Source organism: Allofournierella sp. (genome assembly GCF_048388525.1).
GTDB lineage: Bacteria > Bacillota > Clostridia > Oscillospirales > Ruminococcaceae > BQOK01.
This window is the reverse complement of the sequence record NZ_DBGCTQ010000121.1, coordinates 25,756-44,061: the sequence shown is the minus strand read 5'-3', so window position 1 is coordinate 44,061 and position 18,306 is coordinate 25,756. Positions and strand designations below refer to the sequence as shown.

Genomic DNA, 18,306 nt, shown 5'->3' with positions numbered 1-18,306 from the left:
CCCCGGTTTCAAAGGCCGGCGGGTCCTCGCAGCGTGTTCAAAGCGTACTGCACAAACAGGCTGGCCCCATAGCAAAGGGCCTCCTCGTTCAAATCGAAGCCGGGGTTGTGGTTGGGGCGCGCCAGGCGCATGTCCCGGTGGTTCGCCCCCAGCTTGCCGTAGCAGCCGTCCACCAGGCGCAGATACTCCGCAAAGTCCTCCGACACCGAGTCGGTGCCCGTCTCAAACAGGCTGTCCGGCCCAAACAGCTGGGCCGCGCTTTCCCGCGCGCGGCGGCTGGCCTCCGGCCGGTTCACCAGCGGGTAGGCGATATGCTGCAGCTCCAGCTGGGCCTCCACCCCATAGGGGGCGCTCACCCCCCGGGCGATGCGCAGCATCCTTTCCGCCAGCGTGCCGCAAAGGGCCTCGTCCGAATACCGGCAGGTGCCCTCCACCCTCACCGTGTCCTCTTTTTCCTCCAGGCCGCCGTCCATCTGGCAGCAGGAAAAGGCAAACACGGTCTTGGGGTCCACCTCGCGGCTGGCCAGGGTCTGCAGGGCCGAGACCGCGGCGGCCGCCGCCCGGATCGCCTGGCTGCCCGGCCCGTTCCCCCCGCCCGCAAACCGCAGGGCAAAGCGGTCGGCCGCGCAGGTGCGCACCCCGGTGCTGATGTCAAAATGGCCGGCCGGCTGCTCCAGGGTAACATGCATGCCGAACACGGTGTCCACTCCCTGCAGCGCTCCGGCGGCGATCATCGCCCTGGCGCCCTGGCAGTTCTCCTCCGCGGGCTGGAACAGCAGCCGCACCTCGCCCTGTATCTGGTCCCTCAGCCGGCAAAGGATCGCGGCCGCCCCCAGCAGCGCGGCGGTGTGGCCGTCGTGGCCGCAGGCGTGCATGGCCCCCGGCCTGCGCGAGCAATAGCTGGCGCCCGTTTCCTCCTGCATGGGCAGGGCGTCCATATCCGCCCGCAGGGCCAGCGTCCTGCCCGGTTTTGTGCCGTAGATATGGCCTACCACCCCATGGCAGCTCAACAGCTGGCACTCGATGCCCAGCCGGCACAGCCGGTCATATACAAAGCGGGAGGTGTTTTCCTCCTGCCCGCTGGGTTCCGGGTTTTGGTGCAGATAGCGGCGGTCGGCCACCATCTGCTCCTGCTGTTCCCGGGCAAGGGCAAAAATATTGTGTGTCATCACTGGCCCTCCCCCTCAAATTGCAGGCTGCACTGCACCCGCAGCGCCTGCGCCGCCCGCTGGGCCGCCCGGCGCAGAGGTTCCTCGCAGCCGGCGGCGGTGTCGGGTCCGATCCGCAGCACTCCCTGCAGCCGCAGCTGCTCGGGGATGATGTTGAACCGGGTGCCGCCGTGCACCTGCTGCCAGCAGATCGCGGCCCCCTGGGCGGCGGCGGCCTCCTCCAGCAGCGGGATCAGCCAGGCGGCCGCCACAATGGGGTCCATCGTTTCATGGGGCATGGCGCCGTGTCCGCCCCGGCCCTGCAGGGTGCAATGGAAGATACGTTTATTTGTTTTCAAGCAGAATTTCCTTTCGTGAGGCCGCCTCTTAAAACCCGCCCCATGCCCGCGCGGTGTCCATCCCCCGCGGGCACAGGGCGGTAAAGAGAGGGCTCAGCCTTCGGTCTTGGCGGTTTCCTCGGGTTTCTTGTCGGCCTCGGGGCGGTTTTTCAGCGCGCTGAAAATGCCGCCGCCCAAAATGAACACCGCGCCCACGAGGAACTGCAGGGTGGGCACCTCCCCAAAAATGATGAAGCCCAGCAGCACCGCCCAGATGGGGCCGACATAGTTGTACACCATGGTCTTGACCGGGCTCACGTTAAAGCCTATATACACGCCCAGGTGCTGCGAGAAGGTGGGCAGGATGGCAATGCCCAGGATGGCCAGCAGCATGGTGACCGGGGGCATCACAAAGGGTTGGCCGTCCGCCAGCATCAATCCGCCGGACACTGCGGTCATAAACACCATCGAGATCAGCATCACGCTGCTGGGGTTCGAGTATTTGCGCAGCGCGCGGCCGCAGACTTCCAGCATGCCGATGAACATGGCCGCGGCGATCGCCACCAGCATGGGAACGATGCTGGAACCGAACTGGGGCGGGGTGATGATCAGCAGGCCGATGAAGGAAATTACCATGCCCGGGATGGCGAATTTGTTCAGCTTGTCCTTCAGGATCAAAACGGTAAACACGATGGCAAACAGGGGGCCCAGGTTTTTCACGGTGGTAAAATCCCCCAGGGGCATGTTCACCGCCGCGTAGAAGGTGGTGTAGGTCACCATAAAGCCCACCGCCGCGCGGGCCAGCTGCCAGGGCCAGTGGCCCACCACAAACTTATCCTTGCTCTGCACAAAGGTGAACACGATGAACACCAGGCCGATCAGGCTGCGCAGAAACACCTTTTCCCACATGGGGATGCCGGTCACGTACTTGTTGCAGGCGTCGCCCGCCGCAAACAGCAGGGCGTTGAGCAGCATCAGGGCCACCCAATACCAGGAAGATCTCGCTTTCTTTACCATTGTTGATTTCTCCTTTCACATTACCGCGCGTTGCTGCGCGCTTTACGCGCCCGTGTAGTCCGCCGTGCTGGCAAAATCCAGGCCCGTCAAAGCCATAAATCCCTGGGCGGATCCGGCGCCATATTCGCCCTCAAAGCATTCCAGCGCCTTTTTCATGATCTCTTCCGCTTCCACGGGCAGCGCCGCCTTCAGCGAATTTTCCAGGGAAACATAGGTGTGCGCCAGCTGATAGTCCCAATTTTTCAGCGCGGCCGAATTTTTGATGCGGCCGCCCCAGGCGCGCATCTTCTCCTGCACCTCGGGCCGGGCGATATGGACGCCGCGGAAATAAAGGTCACAGTGGGCGGCACCCTCGGTCAGGTTCCCCATCGAGTCGATCACGCAGGAGGGGTCAAACCCCTCTGCCAGCGCGCGGTCCACATGGCGGCAGTAAACGCCGCAGTACCGGGCAAGACCCAGCTCCTTCCACCGGGTGCTCCAGGGGCACTTGGTGGGGGTCGAGTGGAAATCGCCGTTGGGCTCGTGCACCTCCGGGCCGCCAAACTCGGCGGGGTCCACCGGGTATTCCCGGTACAGCAGGTAGGTGGACATGTTCAGGGGCAGGCCGTCGGTGATGGCCCGCTGGCGCATGCGGCCGCCCCGCTCGTGGCCATACTGGATGACCGCTTTTTCCAAAATGGCTTCGCCCTCCCCGGGGTGGCGAAGCATCACCTCCCGGGCGATAAAGCCAAAAAGGGCTGCGTGGGCGCCGGCAGAATAGGCTGGGTTCATCGTTCATTCCTCCACTTTATGTTTTTTCTTTTGTAACCAGATCGCGCACCCGCTGGCGGTGGGCGGCGGGCTCCAACACAAGGGGCTGGGCGGGGTCCACCAGCTGCAGGCAGGCCAGCCCGGGCCTGCCGTTCACCTGCAAAACGCACCGCCCGCAGATGCCGTGGTTGCAGGCGCTGTGCCTGTAATAGGCAAGCGAGGGGTCCTGCCGCAGGGAAATGTAGTCCAGCACATCCATCACGCTCCACACGTCCCCCCCGGCGGGCACCGGCACCTCGAATTGCTCAAAGCGGCCCTGGGGCAGCAGCTCCGGGTCGTAGCGGTACACCGTCACCTTCATTTTTTAACAGCACCTCCCTTTTGGCCCCGGTAACCGGTCCGCTCGCTCAAAAAATAGGCCATCACGTTTTCTTCCCGTCCGGTGGGCAGAGCGATGCGGGTGACCTTGGGCGCCTTGCGGCTTAGCCGGTGCCCGCCCCCGCAGTTTTCGTCGATCAGGCGCACACACCAGTTGTCGTGGTCCACCTGGGGGTAGTCCTGCCGGATGTGGCAGCCCCGGCTCTCCTTGCGCAGCAGCGCGGCGCGGATGCCCGCTTCGGTGCACACGGCGGTGTTTCTCACCGTACAGGCGGTGAGCCACTCGTAATTGTAGCGGCGGCTGGGGCTGCTCACCCCGAGCGTGTCCAGCTGGCCGGCGCATTCCCGCACCCTGGCCAGGGCTTTTTCCAGCCCCTCCTGTGTGCGGATCACCCCAAAGCCCTCGTCGGCGGCCTGCTCCAACCCGGCCTGCAGCGCCAGCGGGCTTTGCCCCGCCGGGCGCTGCAAGGGCGCCAGGATCTGGCTGCACAGGGCCTGCGCCTGCTCCTCATCCACGCCGGGCAGCTGGCCCTCGGCACAGTATTCGGCGGCGGACTGGCCGGCCCGCCTGCCCTGGCCCAGCATCTCGGTCAGGCCGTCTCCGGCGCGGCAGGCGCCGAACACGCCGCTGGCCGCCTCGCCCGCGGCAAAAAGGCCCGGCACATTGGTGCGCATCCCCGCGTCCACCAAAAGGCCGCCCATACTGTATTCATAGCCCAGACCCACCTCAAAGGGCCTGCCCTGCTCCACACAGTCCAGAATGGAGCGGATGTTGTCCCCCTTGTAGCAGCCGGGCGGGTAATGGCGCCGGTTGCCGGCGTCAAAATCGGCCACGTCCCGGGCGCGCAGCGCGGCATCGTTTTGCGAAAAGTCCATATACACGCCGCCGTCCGCGCTGCCGCGGCCCTGGGCGATGGCGTGGCCCCAGTAATAATCGCTGCAAAGCTTGCTCAGCTTGGTGCGGTGGCAAAGCCGGTAAATTTCAGGCGGGATACATATCTCCGCCCCATCCCTGTCCAGCACCCGGTGGCTGATGCGGCGCATGGCCATTTCAAACACGAAGGGGTAGATTGATCCCCGCAGGGCCCGGGGGTTCAGCGCGGTGGGAAACGCCAGCAAAAATTCCATATCCGCCAGTTTGGCGCCCGCCCGGAAGCCCATGGCCGGGCCGTCGCCGGTCATGTCGGTCACGGTATTCTTAAACGAGAAGGGCTGGTAACCGCCGGTGGCCAGCACCACCGCCTGGGCGCGGATCAGCACCAGCTGGCCGCTGTACAGCTCAATGGCCAGCGCGCCGCACACCCGGCCCCGGCTTGTGAGCAGCTCCACCACGGCGGTGTCCTCCAGCAGGGCGATGCCGCTGTTTTGCTTTAAGCCCTGCTTGATGCACTTGCCCCAGCTCAGCCCTGCCGAGGACCAGTTGGCCGGCGGGCGAAAATCAAAGGAAAGGTTTTGCGCCCTGCCCCAGTCCAGCAGCTCCTTCACCGCGGCGGGGCTCTCCTGTACGAACTGCTCCAGCACATCCTGTTCGCTTAAAAAGAAGCCCTCTTTTACAATGTTGTCAAAATACTGTGCCTGGGTATAGCTCTCTTCCGCCCGCTCCTCGCCCACAATGTGGCGGGCGCTGTAGCCGTCGGTCCCAAAGCCGCCGCCCGCCATGATGGCGTTGCCGCTGCGGCCCACCTTCCCCTTGCACACCAGCAGCACCTGTTTTTTCTGCCGGTGCGCCTGAATGGCGGCTGTAACGCCGGCGCCCGAGCCGCCCACCACCAAAACCTGTGTTTCCATAACGCGGTCTGCCAGCAGCTGCATGATCCCCTGCTCCTTTCCGGCCTCTAAGCCTCTTTGCACACCATCTGCTCCATCAGGCATTCCAGGTCCCGGGCGCTTGTGCCCCGGCGGCACAAAGCCAGCACCCGGTCGGCCTGGTCTTTTTCCACCCGGCCGTTAAAGTTCACGTTGTACCAATATTTTTCGGCAAATTCCTCGTCGGTCATCTCATTGCCGGGCACATCGCCCTTTACAAAGTCCAGCGCATGGCACAGGCTGCGGCCGTCCGCCAGCAGGATCTCCATGCGGCCCTGATGGGGGTCCTCCCCGGGCAGGGGGGCAATGTCGACCCGCCGGGCCAGCTCTGCCAGCTTCGGGTCCAGGATGACCCGGGGCGTGAACAGGTGGGGCAGCACCTGGCCGTAGGTCAGCGCGCAGGCGGTGTTGAAGCGCAGGTTGAACAGCGCGCTGCCCTGGGCAAACTCCGGCCGGGGCGCAAAGGGCGCGCAGACAAAAAGCCCCGTCTGCCAGGCCGGCAGATACATGCGCACGGCCTGCACCTGCTCCGGTTTTATTTCGTACCGCCCGCGCAGGGCCAGGGCGCACTGGATGGCGCTGTGGTTGAACCGGCACGAGGGGTAGGGCTTGTGGATCACCATGTCGTAAAAGCGTTCGCCCAGGCCCTGGGTCAGGTGCTCGGGCCGCGCGCAGCCGCCGCTGGTATAAAGGGCGTAATAGCCGGCCCGGCCCTGCAGCGGGTCGGTGGGGGCCGTCCAGCCAATGAGGGCCAGCTTCGCCGCAAAGATGCCGCACCAGGCGGCCCAGCCCTGGTTGAATTTAAAGCTGGTGCAGCCGGCCCACATGTTTTCAAAGCTGCCGCACATCATATTCAGGCTGTGGCCATAGGCGAACAGCTGCTGCTCTTCGCCCAGCCGCATCAAACGGCCGGCGGCGGTCACCGCTCCCAGCAGGGTGGAGGTGCCGGCGGGGTCGAACCCTTTGGGCGCGTCCAGGCCCGAGGCCTTTCCCACCCGGGCGCACACGTCGGTGGCCAGCACCAATGCGTCCAGCACCTGTGTCAGGCTTCTGCCATGGGCCTGTCCCACAGCCAGCGCCGTGGGCACAATGCAGGCGTACAGGTGGGCGGGGGTCATCACCTCAAAATCATAAGAGCGGCAGCTCACGCTGTTCATCAGCGCCGCGTCCTCCATGGCCAGGGCGCCGCCGTGCACCCACACTGTGGCTTTTTGCGGGCCCTCCTTTTGCCGAAGCAGCTCCAGCAGCTCCCGGTTCCCGGGGGCCTCGGCCCCGCCAAAAGCGCAGCCCAGCACATCCAGCATGCGCAGGCGGGCTTTTTGCCGTTCCTCCTGGGGGATCCGTCCGCCTTCACAGCGGCACACATGCCGTGCCAGCTGCCGCACAGGGGTCAGTTCGCTCATATTCGGTCACCTCACTGGTCCCAGTATAGCATGGGCCGCCCTGGGGGTGTTATGGGCCCCAAAATGAAATCTCCCGGCAATGTTTTGACCCGGCACACCGCCTTTCGTCAAAAACCGCCGCGTTTTTTTGGCGCTTTTCACGGATGATTTGGCAATTCCGCACAGGCGCCGCCCCCCTTGTTTTGTCAAAAAAGCTTAAAAAGCCGTATTTCCAAAGGATTTAAAAAGCACAAACACCATCGATCTTATTTGTGCTATAATACAATCAAATACAAAAACAGGGGGTATATCATGTCGGATATTTTTGTAAAAGAGCATGAATTGCTGCAAGCCTTGTACCAAAATACCAATTTGCAGCATATCTGCAACAAGATCGAAGAACTCACCGGCACCCCCATCGGGGTGGGTGATTTTTTCTGGGGCAAGGTGGCCATGTCCCGCGGCTTCCCCAAAGACGATCTGGCCGATATGGTCAACCGCATTGAGCACCTGCCCACCCAGCAGCGGGAGCGCAGTATGGAAAAGATGTTTCAATGGCTGCAGGACCGCCAGCCCCGCCTGATCGAGCTGCCCTATCTGCGCAACTGCCGCATGGTATGCGGGGTATTTCACCAAAATCAGCTGCTGGCTTATCTGGAAGCGCCGGATGTGGGCAGCTCTTATGACCAGCTGGACCTGGAGCTGTTCAAGGCCTGTGCCGATATCATGGGGCTGGCTCTTTATCTGAACCATTTTCCCGTCGTCCAGGCAGGCCGGCAGCCCTTTACCCTTTTGTGGAACCACTTCAACAGCACGGTAAGCGAAAAGTACATCGAGGACTGGAGCCATTGCCCCGAGTTTCGGGCGGTGGACCGGTTTACCATGCTCTGGCTGGAAAGCCCGTCTTTTGACGAAGCCCTGGCCCTGGAGCTGACCCATCTGGCCGCCCCCTATTGGCATTTGGCCCTGCCCGAGGGCTCCCTGTGCCTGTGGGGCGCCGGCGGGGAGCTGGCCGCCCCCCTGGCCCTGGCCGCCCAGCAGCAGGGCATGCTGGTGGGCGCCAGCGACAGCTTTGCAAGCCTGGACGACCTGGACGAGGCCCTGCGCCAGGCAAAGGCGGCCGCCGCCTTTGCCCGCCGCCTGGGGCCGGAGCGGGGGCTGGCCGTTTACAACAATTACAAGCTGCAGGATCTTCTGGGCCAGGCCGGCCGCCATTTGGAGCTGGGCAATTTTTGCAGCAACACCCTTTTCGAGCTGCGCGCCTGGGACGCGGAACACCAAACTGAATACGAGCGCACCTTAAAAACCTACCTTTTGTGCGGCCAAAGCATTTTGGCCACCGCCCGGCAGCTGTTTATCCATAAAAACACCGTGATCTACCGCGTCAACAAGCTCAAAGACCAATTTGGCGTCGACTTTAATGACTGCGGCCAGATAAGCCATCTGTACTGCAGCTTTTTGATCGACCGCTGACCCTCCCGCGCAAAAGATCCCCCCGGCCGCGAGGCCGGGGGGATCTTTTGCCATATCGTAACATGTGCAATCAATTTTACTCTTTGTATTTCTTCTTCCAGGCCCCGCTGGCAAACCGCCCCACAAAAAAGCCGGTGCGGCACACCCAATCCACGATCATGGCAATCCACACCCCCACGGCGCCCATGCCGCAGCGCACGCCCAGCACGTAGCTCAGCCCCAGCCGCCACACCGCCATGCTGGCAATGCTCACCGCCATGGTAAAGCGCACGTCGTTGGCCGCCCGCAGGGCGTTGGGCAGTGTAAAGCTGGCGGGCCACAGCAGCAGTGCGCTGCACCCGTGGATCAGCACCAGCAGCCGGGCCAATTCCAGCGATTCCCCGCTCAGGTTATAAAGGTTCAGCAGCAGCGGCAGGCACAGCATCACCAAAATATTCAGCGTGCCGTCCACCACATACACCAGGCCCACCAGCCTTTTGGTGTAGCGCACGGCCGCCTCGTTGTCCCGCGCGCCGATGCACCGGCCCGCCACCGCGATCAGTCCCAAACCGATGGCCTGGCCGGGTATGATGCCGATGTTGTCCAGGTTGTTGGCCACCGCGTTGGCGGCGATCTGCACGGTGCCAAAGCCCGCGATGATGCTTACCACCAAAAGCCGCCCCAGCTGGAACAGGCTGTTCTCAAACGCCGAGGGCACGCCGATGTTCAAAATGCGCTTTGCCATGCCCCCCTCCAGCCGCAGGCAGGCCCGCAGCTCCACCGGCAGCTGCCCCGCGGGGTCGGTGGCCCTGCGCAGGATCAGCACCGCCGCCAGCGCCCGGCCCACCAGCGAGGGGATCGCCACGCCCGCTACGCCCATTCCCAGGCCGAACACGCACACCGCGTTGCCAGCCACGTTTACAAGGTTCATCAAAATGCTGATCCGCATGCTCACCCCGCTGTCGCCCAGGCTGCGGAACAGCGCCGCCCCCCCATTGTACACCGCCAAAAACGGGAACGAAAGCGCCGAGATCTGCAAATAAGTAAGGGCCGCCGCCATCACGTCCGGCTCAATGGCCCCAAAAAACAGCCGCAGGATCGGCCGGGCCAGCGCCAGGCTCAGCGCCATCAGCGCACAGCCGGCAATGGCCGCAAGGCTGAACAGCTGCCCCGCACCCTGCCGGGCTTTTTCCCGCTGCCGCGCGCCCAGGTATTGGCTGATCACCACCGCGCCCCCTGTGGCCAGCGCCGCGAACAGGTTGATGATCAGGCCGTTGATCATGTCCACCAGCGACACGCCCGAGATCGCCGCCTCCCCCGCGTGGCTCACCATCATGGTGTCGGCAATGCCCACCGTCACCGCCAAAAATTGCTCGATCACCAGCGGCACCAGCAGGCGGCTCAGCTCCCTGCGGGTAAAAAGCACGCTCTTTGTCGCTTCCATTTCGTCCTTTCCCCCTCCTGCGCCCCGCCCGGGGCCCACGCCGGGGCGCGGCCCCGCTTTTTTCTTCCGGGGCCTTTCCCAAACCCCGTGCACACTTTACGGCCCCATTGTAGATCTTTGCCCCGCTTTTTGCAAGTATAGCCCCCGCAGCCCTTGTGCCCGGCGGTTGCCGGGGTGCGTCCCAGAGCATAGAATGGCGCACAGAACACTTGAAAGGAGAGGTTTTCCTCCATGAAAAAACTTTTGAACGCCGCCTTTGCCTACGGGCTGGCGGGGATTCTTGCCGGCATGGCCTGCCAGCTGCTGCTGCAGGTCTGGTACTGCCCCGAACACGCCCCTCTTGCGGGGGTACATTCCCATCTCCTGGTGATGGGAATGCTGCTGTTCCTGGTGCTGCTCGCGCTGGAAAAGGTGCTGCACCTCACCTGCGACCACGGCTTCTGCGCCTTTTACATCACTTATAATGTGGGGCTTGCCGGCGCAGCAATCGTGATGGCCCTCAACAGCCTGGAATACTTTTGTGCGCTGCCCTATGAGCTCACCTGGTTTTTGGGCTTTCTGGGCGCCGCGTTCCACATCCTGCTGGCGGTGGGCCTGGGTCTTTTGTACGGCGTTCTGCGCCGCCGCCTCCGGGCCTGCAGCTGCCCCGCCCACTAACGGGCTTCCATCCCTTCGCAAAAGTGCCGGCCCCGGAGCATCTGCCCGGGGCCGGCGCTTTTCTCTTTTTCAGTGCGCCCGCCTCCCGGCGTACAGCCGGCGGGTCCGGGGCGCTTTTTTCAACGGGCGGGCTCAGCCCAGCGCTTTTTCCAGGGCGTTCACCAAAAGCTCCAGTGCCTGCACCCGCGCATATTTTTTGTCCACCGACTGCAGGATGTGCCAGGGCGCATACTCGGTGCTGGTTTTTTGCAGCATCTCGTCCACCGCCTGCTCGTAGGCGTCCCATTTTTCCCGGTTGCGCCAGTCCTCGTCGGTGATCTTCCACTGCTTTTCGGGGCACTCCTGGCGCGCTTTAAAGCGCGCCAGCTGGGTGTCCTTGTCAATGTGCACCCAGAACTTCAGGATCACCGCGCCCCAGTCGGCCAGCTCGGCCTCGAACTCGTTGATCTCGTTGTAGGCCCGCTGCCAGTCATTCTCCGCGCAAAAGCCCTCGATACGCTCCACCATCACCCGGCCGTACCAGCTCCGGTCGAAAATGGCAATGTGCCCGGCCTTGGGCAGCCGGGTCCAAAAGCGCCACAGGTAGTGGCGCGCCTTCTCGTGGGGCTCGGGGCTGGCAATGGGGTTTACCTGGTAGCCCCGGGCGTCCAGCGCGGCGGTGACCCGCTTGATGTTGCCCCCCTTGCCCGCGGCGTCCCACCCTTCGTACACCACAATCACCGGCACTTTTTTCAAATACAGCCGGTTATGCAGCTGGCTGAGCCGTTTTTGCAGCTCCTTCTTGCGGGCTTCATACTCCTCGCCGGGCAGGGTTTTGTCCAGCTCCACCTGGCTGAGCCTGGGCATGGTGCGCAGCGGGAAGGTGTTCTGCAAAAGGGGCACCGCCAGGCTCTCGTTGTGCAGCGCGGTTTCAATGCCGGCACACAGCGTTTCCAGGATCTGCAGCTCCGCCCACTTTTTCTCTGCCGCGTCCACCACATACCAGGGGCTGCTGGGCAGGTTGGTGGCGCGCATATATTCCTCAAACACCGCCAGGCACTCGTCGTAGTGTTTGTTCTGCCAGCGGTCGCTGTAACTCACCCGCCAGGCGGTGTCTGCCTCCTCCAAAAGCCGCTCAATCCGCTTTTTCTGCTCCTTGCGGCCAATGTGCAAAAACAGCTTCATCACCAGGTAGCCGTTGTCGGTCAGGGTGCGCTCAAACCGGTTCACGCTGGCAATGCGCTTTTCGTACTTTTCGCCCTCCAAATGGTCCCGCAGCCGCGCCTTCACCACCTCATCCATCCAGCCGGAATCCAAAAAGGCAAACTTTCCCGTCTCGGGAATGGCCGCCATGTACCGGTGCAAAAAGGGGAAGCGCTGCTCCTCTTCGGTGGGCGCGCTCATGGAATTCACCGAGAAAAAGCGGGGGTCGATCTGCCGGATCACCCGGCCGATCATGCTTCCCTTGCCGGCAGCTCCCCAGCCCTCCACCAGTACCAGCACGGGCAGGCCGTGTTCCTTGATCTTCAGCTGCAGCGCCCCCAGCCGCTCCCGGGCGGCGGTCAGGCGGCGGGCCAGTTCTTCGCCCTCGGGCGGGCGGGGCGGGTTCCAGGATGTGAGCATAATGGTATCTCCTTTCCAGTGTTTGTGCGGTCAGGGCCTTTTTGTTTATTATACCACTTAATTTGCCCGGCGCGCGCACAATCGAAACAATGGCGCGGCATGGCCGGCTGCCCCAAAAGGCAGCCGGCCATGCCGTTTCCTTTTTATTCGATTTCCGCTCCCATCATGCGGGCGCGCCATTTGCCTGGCGTCATGCCGAAGGCCTTTTTGAACTGCCGGGTAAAGCTGGTGGGGGTGGCAAACCCCGCCCGGCTGCCCACCTCCAGCACCGAGGTGTCGGTGTGCATCAGCAGCGCACAGGCCGCCTCCATGCGGGTCAGCTGCAAATAGTCCAGCGGCGAGCACTCCATGATCTTTTGGAACATCCGCCGCAGATGGGTCGGGCTGATGTGGCACAGCTCGGCAAGCTGGGGCACGGTGAGCGGCTCCATATAGCACATCGAGATATGCTCAATGGCAGGCGCGATAATCTGCAAATTGTTACCCCGCGCGCCTGCCCCAGGCCGTTCCTCCTGCTGCATGCCGGCCCGCGCCATGCGCAGCAGCACCGCCACAAACGCCTGCCCCAGCCCGCGCACCGCGTCCTTATAGCCCTTTCCCCGCTCTTCCAGCTCCCGGATCATGCATCGCACGATCTCCACCATCTGTGGGGCCTCGCCCCCGGTCACCGTGCAGGGCACAGGCGTTTTGCCGTACAGCACGGCCATCAGCGCCTGTTCCTGCCCGTGGCTCATGCGGGGCAAAAGGCCGATGGGGTCCAGATACAGCCATTTCCACCGGCTCACCACGTTGCGCTGGCTGGTGCAGAAATGCAGCGCCTTGGCCGGGATCAGCGAAACCGTTTCGGTGCAGTAGGGATACAGCACCCCGTCGATCAGCGAATACCCCTGTCCCTCATAGCAATACCCCACCTGCAGGCAGTTGTGAAAATGCACCATGGTAATGGCCTGGTAGGGGGAATACCACTTGTCGCCCTGCATCAGCTCAACGGGGAACTCCGGCGCAAGGTTCAGGCGGCAGAATTTCACCTCCCGGGCCTGGGATGGTTGATTTTGCATGTATTATGCTCCTTTTCGTATTTGCCGGGTGTTTTAACAGCATTATAATGAATTCAGAAAAGAAACACAAGGCTATTTTCTCTTTTTATTTTGGTTTTTAGCTGGAATATGTATCCAATTTTATAAAGATTTATTTTCTGTTTTTTATTCAAAAAGTGCACGCCGGTTTATGTCTGCTCACAAAAGGAAAAATCCGCTTTCTTGCTCTTTCTCCCCCTCGTTCCGCCTATTTAGGTCGAATGTGCATGTTACCGTTCTGCGCGGCGTCAGGGCCCGGCGCGGCGCAGAGGCGGGGCGGCAGCGGGGGAGGGGCCTTTTGCGGGCCGGGCACAAGCCGTGAAACAAAAAATTGTCAAACCACAAAGGAGGAAAGAAATCATGAAACGCTTTATTGCCCTTGCAGTGCTGGCCGCGCTGTGCCTCAGCCTTTTGGCAGGCTGCGGCCAGCCCGCCCCCTCGCAGAGCGCCGCCGCGCCCAGCCAAACGGCCTCTCAGCCGGCCGGCAGCGCGCCCGCCGCAAAAGAATACCCCGCAGGCAAAATGACCTTTTGGACCTATGGCATGCCGGAATACATGAAGCGCTATTTCGACGGCTACATCTCCCGCGAGGGCAGCGGCGCCGCGGGTGTCGAGGTTGAAATGGTCAACTATTCGGGCGAGGCCGAGGTGCGCCAGCAGGTCATGATGAGCCTGACCGCCGGTTCCACCGCCGACCTGCCCACCGCCATCTCCACCTTCCCCGTCAGCATGCAGGTGCTGGCCGAAAACGGCATTTTGAAGGACATCACCGATCAGGTCCAGCCCTATCTCGACCAATTCATCCCCGGCGCCTTCGACCAGGCCACCTACAACGGCCGCATCTACGGCATCCCCTACGCCCTGCAGCCCAAGATGCTGTTCTACAACAACGACCTGTTCCAGGAGTACGGCATCGACCCTGCCCGCATGTCCACCATGAGCGGCTACATCGAGGTCGGCAGGGAGCTGCTGGAAAAGAGCGGCGGCAAGGTGCAGCTGTCGTATGTGGACCCGGGCAGCTACACCTGGCGCTACTGGTTCCGCCGCGGGCTCATGCCCCAGGCGAACGCAAAGATCTGGAGCGACGACGGTGCCTCGGTGGTGTTCGACACCGACCCCGGCACCAAGCTGGCTTTCGATACTTTCCAGCAGCTGTTTGAGGGCGGCATGCTGTACAACGCCGCCACCTTCCAGCCCGCCCAGTACGAGGCCGCCCGCGAGGGCAGGATCGCCACATTCTACATCGAGTCCTTCTGGGACTCCTACCTGCGCAGCAACCTGGCCGACATGAGCGGCTCCTGGCGCAGCATGCCTGCCCCTGTGTTCGAAGAAGTGGGCACCGCCGGGGCGCAGGCCATCGGCATGTACTGCATCGTCAACAAGGAAAACGACCCCTACACCGACCTGTTTGTGGACATGATGCTGGACTTCAACCTGAACACCGAGGCCCGCAACGCCTGGTCGGACGAGATGCTCGCCGAGGGCCTGCCCACCGAGCACCCCATCACCAAGGCCATGCTGGCCGACCCCTACTGGAGCCAGCCGTCGGAGTATTACGGCGGCGAGAGCTATAAGCAGATGGTCACCAAGGCCTACGAGAATCAGTCGGATAACCTGCCCGTCACCGAGAACGACGCCGAGGCCGATACCATCATCTCCTCTGAGCTGGAAAAATACGTGGCCGGCTCGCAGGATATGGATACCACCATTCAAACCATCGGCAAGCTGCTGCGGCAAAAGCTGAACCTGAAGTGACCTCTCTCCCAGGGCCTTTGGTGGCAGGCACAGCGCCCCTGCCAAAGGCCCTGGTCTTTTAGGAGGATGCAAATGACAAGCACAAAAAAAGCCGGACCGCCCCGCGCCCATTACCGCAAAAACGAGGTGTTTTACGGCTATCTGTTCATCGCCCCTTTTTATCTGCTGTTCCTGGTCTTCCAGCTCTACCCCATGCTCTGGTCCTTTGTTCTGAGCTTTTACAAGTGGAACGGCATCAGCCCCAAAACCTTTGTGGGCCTGGCAAACTACAGGGCCGTGCTCAGCGACCAGATGTTTTGGGATTCCATGCTGAACACCTTCTGGTATCTGGCCGCAAACCTGTTGTTCATTCTGCCGCTGGCGTTGCTGCTCGGGCAGCTTTTATGCAGCAGGTCCGTGCGCGCGCGCAAGCTGCACAAGACCATCCTGGTGCTGCCCTACATCACCTCCACCGCGGCGGCGGGCATTCTGTTCAGCATGCTGTTCGACGCGAACATCGGCGTAATCAACGGCCTGCTGCAAAAGCTGGGCCTGTCTGCCGTGCCCTGGCTCACCAGCGTGGAGTGGTCCAAGATGCCGGTAATGCTGCTCTCGATCTGGCGCAACACCCCCTGGTACATGCTGATTGTCATGTCCGCCATTTTGGGGGTGGACGCCCACCTGCACGAGGCCGCCCGCATCGACGGCGCGAACGCCTTTCAGCGCATGGTGCACATCACCCTGCCCGCCATTGCGCCGGTGCTGTTTTTCAGCCTCATCAACCTCACCATCGACTCGGCCCGCATTTTTACCGAACCCTATATTCTCACAAAGGGCGGGCCCGGCTCCTCCAGCCTGTCGGTGGTGCAATACCTCTACACCACCGGCTTTGATTCCTTCCAGCTGGGCTATGCCTCCACCATCGGCTACATGCTCACCTTCGTTCTGCTGATCGTGTCGGTGTTCTATTTTATCAGCCTGCGCAAGCAGAGCGGGGAGGGATAAAAAATGGACCGTTTTAACCGTCATATGGGCCGCTTTGCCCTGAACCTTGCCATGGTGCTGTTCTCGCTTTTGGCCCTGTTCCCCCTGTGCTGGGTGGCGCTCACCGCTTTCCAGCCTACCGACCAGGGCGTCAGCTTCGTTCTGGCCGACATCCTGGCCAAAAAGCCCACCCTGCAAAACTTTGTGCGGGTTTCGGAGCTCATCCCCATGGCGCAGAACTTCTGGAACAGCGTGGTGGTCTCGGTGGTGGGCACGCTGCTCACCCTGTTCTTCTGCGCTCTGGCGGGCTACGCCTTTGCCAAATTCCGTTTTCCGGGGCGGGACGCGCTGTTTTTACTGCTGCTCCTCACCATGGTCATCCCCCCCGAGGTGTGTATCGTGCCGCTGTTCGTGGTCATGCGCCGGCTGGGGTGGATCAACAGCATGCTCTCGCTCATCATCCCCCGCGCCGCCACAGCGGTGGGCATCTTTTACATGCGCCAGTACATCGGCCAATACCCCACCGAGATCCTGGAACAGGCCCGCATCGACGGCTGCCGCGAGTTCGGCATCTTCTGGCGGGTGGTGGTGCCCGGCATCACCCCGGCACTGGCCTCCTGGGGGGCGATCTCACTGATCGCCCGCTGGAACGACTTCATGCTCCCCATGATCTTTTTGCGGGATCCCAAAAAGCAGACCCTGATGGTGGCAATCTCGCAGCTCCCGGTGAGCGACGGCCTCTCCACCCCCTGGCCGGTGGTCATGGCCGGCATCGCCATTGCCACGGTGCCCCTGCTCATCGCGTTCATCATCCTGCAAAAATACGACATTGCCGACCTGATGGCCGGTTCGACCAAAGGCTGACCGGCAGCCGCCCCATTACTTTTTAGGAGGAACTCTATCATGGAACTGCAAAAGCTGTATTTCAGCGCCCCCACGCCCGACGCGCCCTATTACTTTGTAAAAGCAGCCCTCACCGGCGCCCCGGAGGTTGAGCTGGAAGTCACCGAGGTGCGGGTGAACGGGGTGCACAGCCGCGATTTTTCCGTTGCGAACGACGGCGCCAAGGCGGTGCCCGCCGTGTGGCGCGCGGGTGCTGCCCAGCGCCACCTGTATCTCCGGCTGGACTGGCAGAAGGGTGACGAGTTCGACATTGAGCTGGATCTGAAAGCCCCCGGCGCCGCCGCGCCCGAGACCCTGTGCGCCCGCTTTGTTGCCGACGGCGAGCACGGCTACTGGAACAAGTCCTGGAAGCACTACGCGAGCCATGTGCTCAAAGAAACCAGCGGCCGCGCCCGCGTGCAGGAACCTGTGCACCTGGTGCTGGGCCTTTATATGGACCGGCTCACCGATCCGGAAGCCGAGCTGCGGGTGGTGGAGATCGACCCCGCCACCGGCGCCGCGGCCGAGGTGCGCAGCCAGGTGTATTCCAGCTCAAACTGGGACAAGTGGCAGAACATCAACTGCCAGCCCACCACCACGGTGCAGATCGCCTTTTTGGCAGACGTGCCCGCAAATACCAGCAAGGTGTTTTTGATCTTCTACGGCAACCCCGGCGCGCAAAAGCCCAACTACCCCACCGACCTGAATCTCTCGGGCGAGGGGTACAGCCTGTCCATCGAGAACGCCTATTACACCGTGAACCTGCACAAAGAGAGCGGCTCCATTGATGAGATCCTGCCCAAAAGCCGGCCCGGCCTCGTTTACTGCCACCACCTGGAAACAAACGGCGCGCTGCAGTGGAACCCGGGCATCTATGCGCCGCCCAAAACCTGGATGCACGCGTCGGACTGGGTCTACCCCGCCAACTTCAAGGTCATCGCCGGCCCCATCTTTGTCATGGTCAAGCGCTTCGACCCCATTGTGGACTACGAGGAGGTCGAGTGCTCCATCACCTACACCTTCTACAGCAATAATCCCGGCGTCACCGTCGAGTCCAACATCGACGTGACCCGCGATCTGGACGTGGTGGCCCTGCGCAACGGCTCGGTGGTGCTGAACAAGGAAACCACCGGCGACTTTGTGTGGCAGGACGTGGATCACACGGTCAAAAACGTGCACATCACCGATCTGCCCCGCCACCCGGTCAAGGGCATGGTGTTCGACGCCCGCACCCCGTGGTTTGCCTTCTACGACCGTACCCAGGGCAACGCCCTGGGCGTTCTGAACCTGGAGTTCGGCGGCGTGCGCCGCGAGGGCGGCCTGATCGAGGCCGAACCCTACTACTACCTGCACTGGGGCCCCTGGTTCTATGTGTCCCGCCCCATTATCTACACCTTTACCTCCAACAACCCCCAGCGGGTCATGCACATGACCGCGGGCACCAGCTTTTTTGAAAAGTACCAGCTGTATCCCTTCGAGGTGGGCAGGGGCGAAGCGGAATACGACGACTTTACCCCCCTGGCGAACGCATGGGCCCTGGCGGCCGAGCCGCTGTCCAAAACCGCGGCCAAGTTCGACACTGACGCCCGCGTGCCGGACGAGTGGGTTCCCCCCATCCTGGTGAGCCATTTTGAAGAACTGGTCGATTGACCCCAA

General features: G+C 62.4%; 16 protein-coding genes. 6 read left to right on the top strand and 10 right to left on the bottom strand.

Annotated features, from left to right (window positions below; all coding sequences use genetic code 11):
• Positions 1 to 8 precede the first annotated feature (8 nt).
• The 7 genes from ACMLHZ_RS14900 to ACMLHZ_RS14870 form a co-directional block, all read right to left on the bottom strand.
• Positions 9 to 1,169 carry a M20 metallopeptidase family protein gene (locus ACMLHZ_RS14900; RefSeq protein ID WP_418668458.1) on the bottom strand — a complete coding sequence of 387 codons (1,161 nt, stop codon included), beginning with the start codon at positions 1,167 to 1,169 and terminating at the stop codon, positions 9 to 11.
• A complete protein-coding gene (locus ACMLHZ_RS14895) occupies positions 1,169 to 1,507 on the bottom strand; it encodes a peptidase dimerization domain-containing protein (protein ID WP_418668457.1) in 339 nt (112 codons plus the stop codon). The genes ACMLHZ_RS14900 and ACMLHZ_RS14895 overlap by 1 nt, the downstream gene beginning before the upstream one ends.
• A gap of 93 nt (positions 1,508 to 1,600) precedes the next feature.
• Positions 1,601 to 2,503 carry a DMT family transporter gene (locus tag ACMLHZ_RS14890; protein WP_418668456.1) on the bottom strand — a complete coding sequence of 301 codons (903 nt, stop codon included), beginning with the start codon at positions 2,501 to 2,503 and terminating at the stop codon, positions 1,601 to 1,603.
• 42 nt (positions 2,504 to 2,545) lie between these two features.
• On the bottom strand, positions 2,546 to 3,274 hold the full coding sequence (locus ACMLHZ_RS14885) for an L-2-amino-thiazoline-4-carboxylic acid hydrolase (RefSeq protein ID WP_418668455.1): 729 nt from the start codon (positions 3,272 to 3,274) through the stop codon (positions 2,546 to 2,548).
• A gap of 16 nt (positions 3,275 to 3,290) precedes the next feature.
• The gene (locus ACMLHZ_RS14880; RefSeq protein WP_418668454.1) at positions 3,291 to 3,614 is read right to left on the bottom strand and encodes a 2Fe-2S iron-sulfur cluster-binding protein; all 324 of its coding nucleotides are present in this window, start codon (positions 3,612 to 3,614) and stop codon (positions 3,291 to 3,293) included.
• Positions 3,611 to 5,443, bottom strand: coding sequence for an FAD-binding protein (locus tag ACMLHZ_RS14875; protein WP_418668453.1), 1,833 nt, complete (start codon positions 5,441 to 5,443; stop codon positions 3,611 to 3,613). Before ACMLHZ_RS14875 ends, ACMLHZ_RS14880 begins: the two co-directional genes overlap by 4 nt.
• A gap of 23 nt (positions 5,444 to 5,466) precedes the next feature.
• Positions 5,467 to 6,840, bottom strand: a complete 1,374-nt coding sequence (locus ACMLHZ_RS14870) for an MmgE/PrpD family protein (RefSeq protein ID WP_418668452.1) — start codon at positions 6,838 to 6,840, stop codon at positions 5,467 to 5,469.
• A 291-nt stretch (positions 6,841 to 7,131) separates the two neighbouring features.
• Here ACMLHZ_RS14870 and ACMLHZ_RS14865 point away from each other — a divergent pair, with 291 nt between their 5' ends.
• Positions 7,132 to 8,292, top strand: coding sequence for a PucR family transcriptional regulator (locus ACMLHZ_RS14865; protein ID WP_418668451.1), 1,161 nt, complete (start codon positions 7,132 to 7,134; stop codon positions 8,290 to 8,292).
• 76 nt (positions 8,293 to 8,368) lie between these two features.
• On the opposite strand, the gene ACMLHZ_RS14860 is transcribed toward ACMLHZ_RS14865, so the two are convergent.
• Positions 8,369 to 9,715 (bottom strand): MATE family efflux transporter, encoded by a 1,347-nt coding sequence (locus ACMLHZ_RS14860; protein ID WP_418668450.1) that lies wholly within the window; start codon positions 9,713 to 9,715, stop codon positions 8,369 to 8,371.
• A 231-nt stretch (positions 9,716 to 9,946) separates the two neighbouring features.
• Here ACMLHZ_RS14860 and ACMLHZ_RS14855 point away from each other — a divergent pair, with 231 nt between their 5' ends.
• On the top strand, positions 9,947 to 10,372 hold the full coding sequence (locus ACMLHZ_RS14855; protein WP_418668449.1) for a DUF2871 family protein: 426 nt from the start codon (positions 9,947 to 9,949) through the stop codon (positions 10,370 to 10,372).
• 132 nt (positions 10,373 to 10,504) lie between these two features.
• Here ACMLHZ_RS14855 and pap read toward each other — a convergent pair whose 3' ends face one another.
• Both pap and ACMLHZ_RS14845 read right to left on the bottom strand, forming a co-directional pair.
• Positions 10,505 to 11,974 carry a polyphosphate:AMP phosphotransferase gene (gene pap / locus ACMLHZ_RS14850; RefSeq protein ID WP_418668448.1) on the bottom strand — a complete coding sequence of 490 codons (1,470 nt, stop codon included), beginning with the start codon at positions 11,972 to 11,974 and terminating at the stop codon, positions 10,505 to 10,507.
• A 143-nt stretch (positions 11,975 to 12,117) separates the two neighbouring features.
• The gene (locus tag ACMLHZ_RS14845) at positions 12,118 to 13,032 is read right to left on the bottom strand and encodes an AraC family transcriptional regulator (protein WP_418668447.1); all 915 of its coding nucleotides are present in this window, start codon (positions 13,030 to 13,032) and stop codon (positions 12,118 to 12,120) included.
• Positions 13,033 to 13,410: 378 nt separating this feature from the next.
• On the opposite strand from ACMLHZ_RS14845, the gene ACMLHZ_RS14840 reads away from it, so the two are divergent.
• The 4 genes from ACMLHZ_RS14840 to ACMLHZ_RS14825 all read left to right on the top strand — a co-directional run bounded on the left by ACMLHZ_RS14840 (position 13,411) and on the right by ACMLHZ_RS14825 (position 18,300).
• Positions 13,411 to 14,805 (top strand): ABC transporter substrate-binding protein, encoded by a 1,395-nt coding sequence (locus ACMLHZ_RS14840; protein WP_418668446.1) that lies wholly within the window; start codon positions 13,411 to 13,413, stop codon positions 14,803 to 14,805.
• 72 nt (positions 14,806 to 14,877) lie between these two features.
• Positions 14,878 to 15,789, top strand: a complete 912-nt coding sequence (locus ACMLHZ_RS14835; protein WP_418668445.1) for a carbohydrate ABC transporter permease — start codon at positions 14,878 to 14,880, stop codon at positions 15,787 to 15,789.
• 3 nt (positions 15,790 to 15,792) lie between these two features.
• The gene (locus ACMLHZ_RS14830; protein ID WP_418453939.1) at positions 15,793 to 16,632 is read left to right on the top strand and encodes a carbohydrate ABC transporter permease; all 840 of its coding nucleotides are present in this window, start codon (positions 15,793 to 15,795) and stop codon (positions 16,630 to 16,632) included.
• Positions 16,633 to 16,671: 39 nt separating this feature from the next.
• On the top strand, positions 16,672 to 18,300 hold the full coding sequence (locus tag ACMLHZ_RS14825) for a hypothetical protein (protein WP_418668444.1): 1,629 nt from the start codon (positions 16,672 to 16,674) through the stop codon (positions 18,298 to 18,300).
• Positions 18,301 to 18,306: the final 6 nt, after the last annotated feature.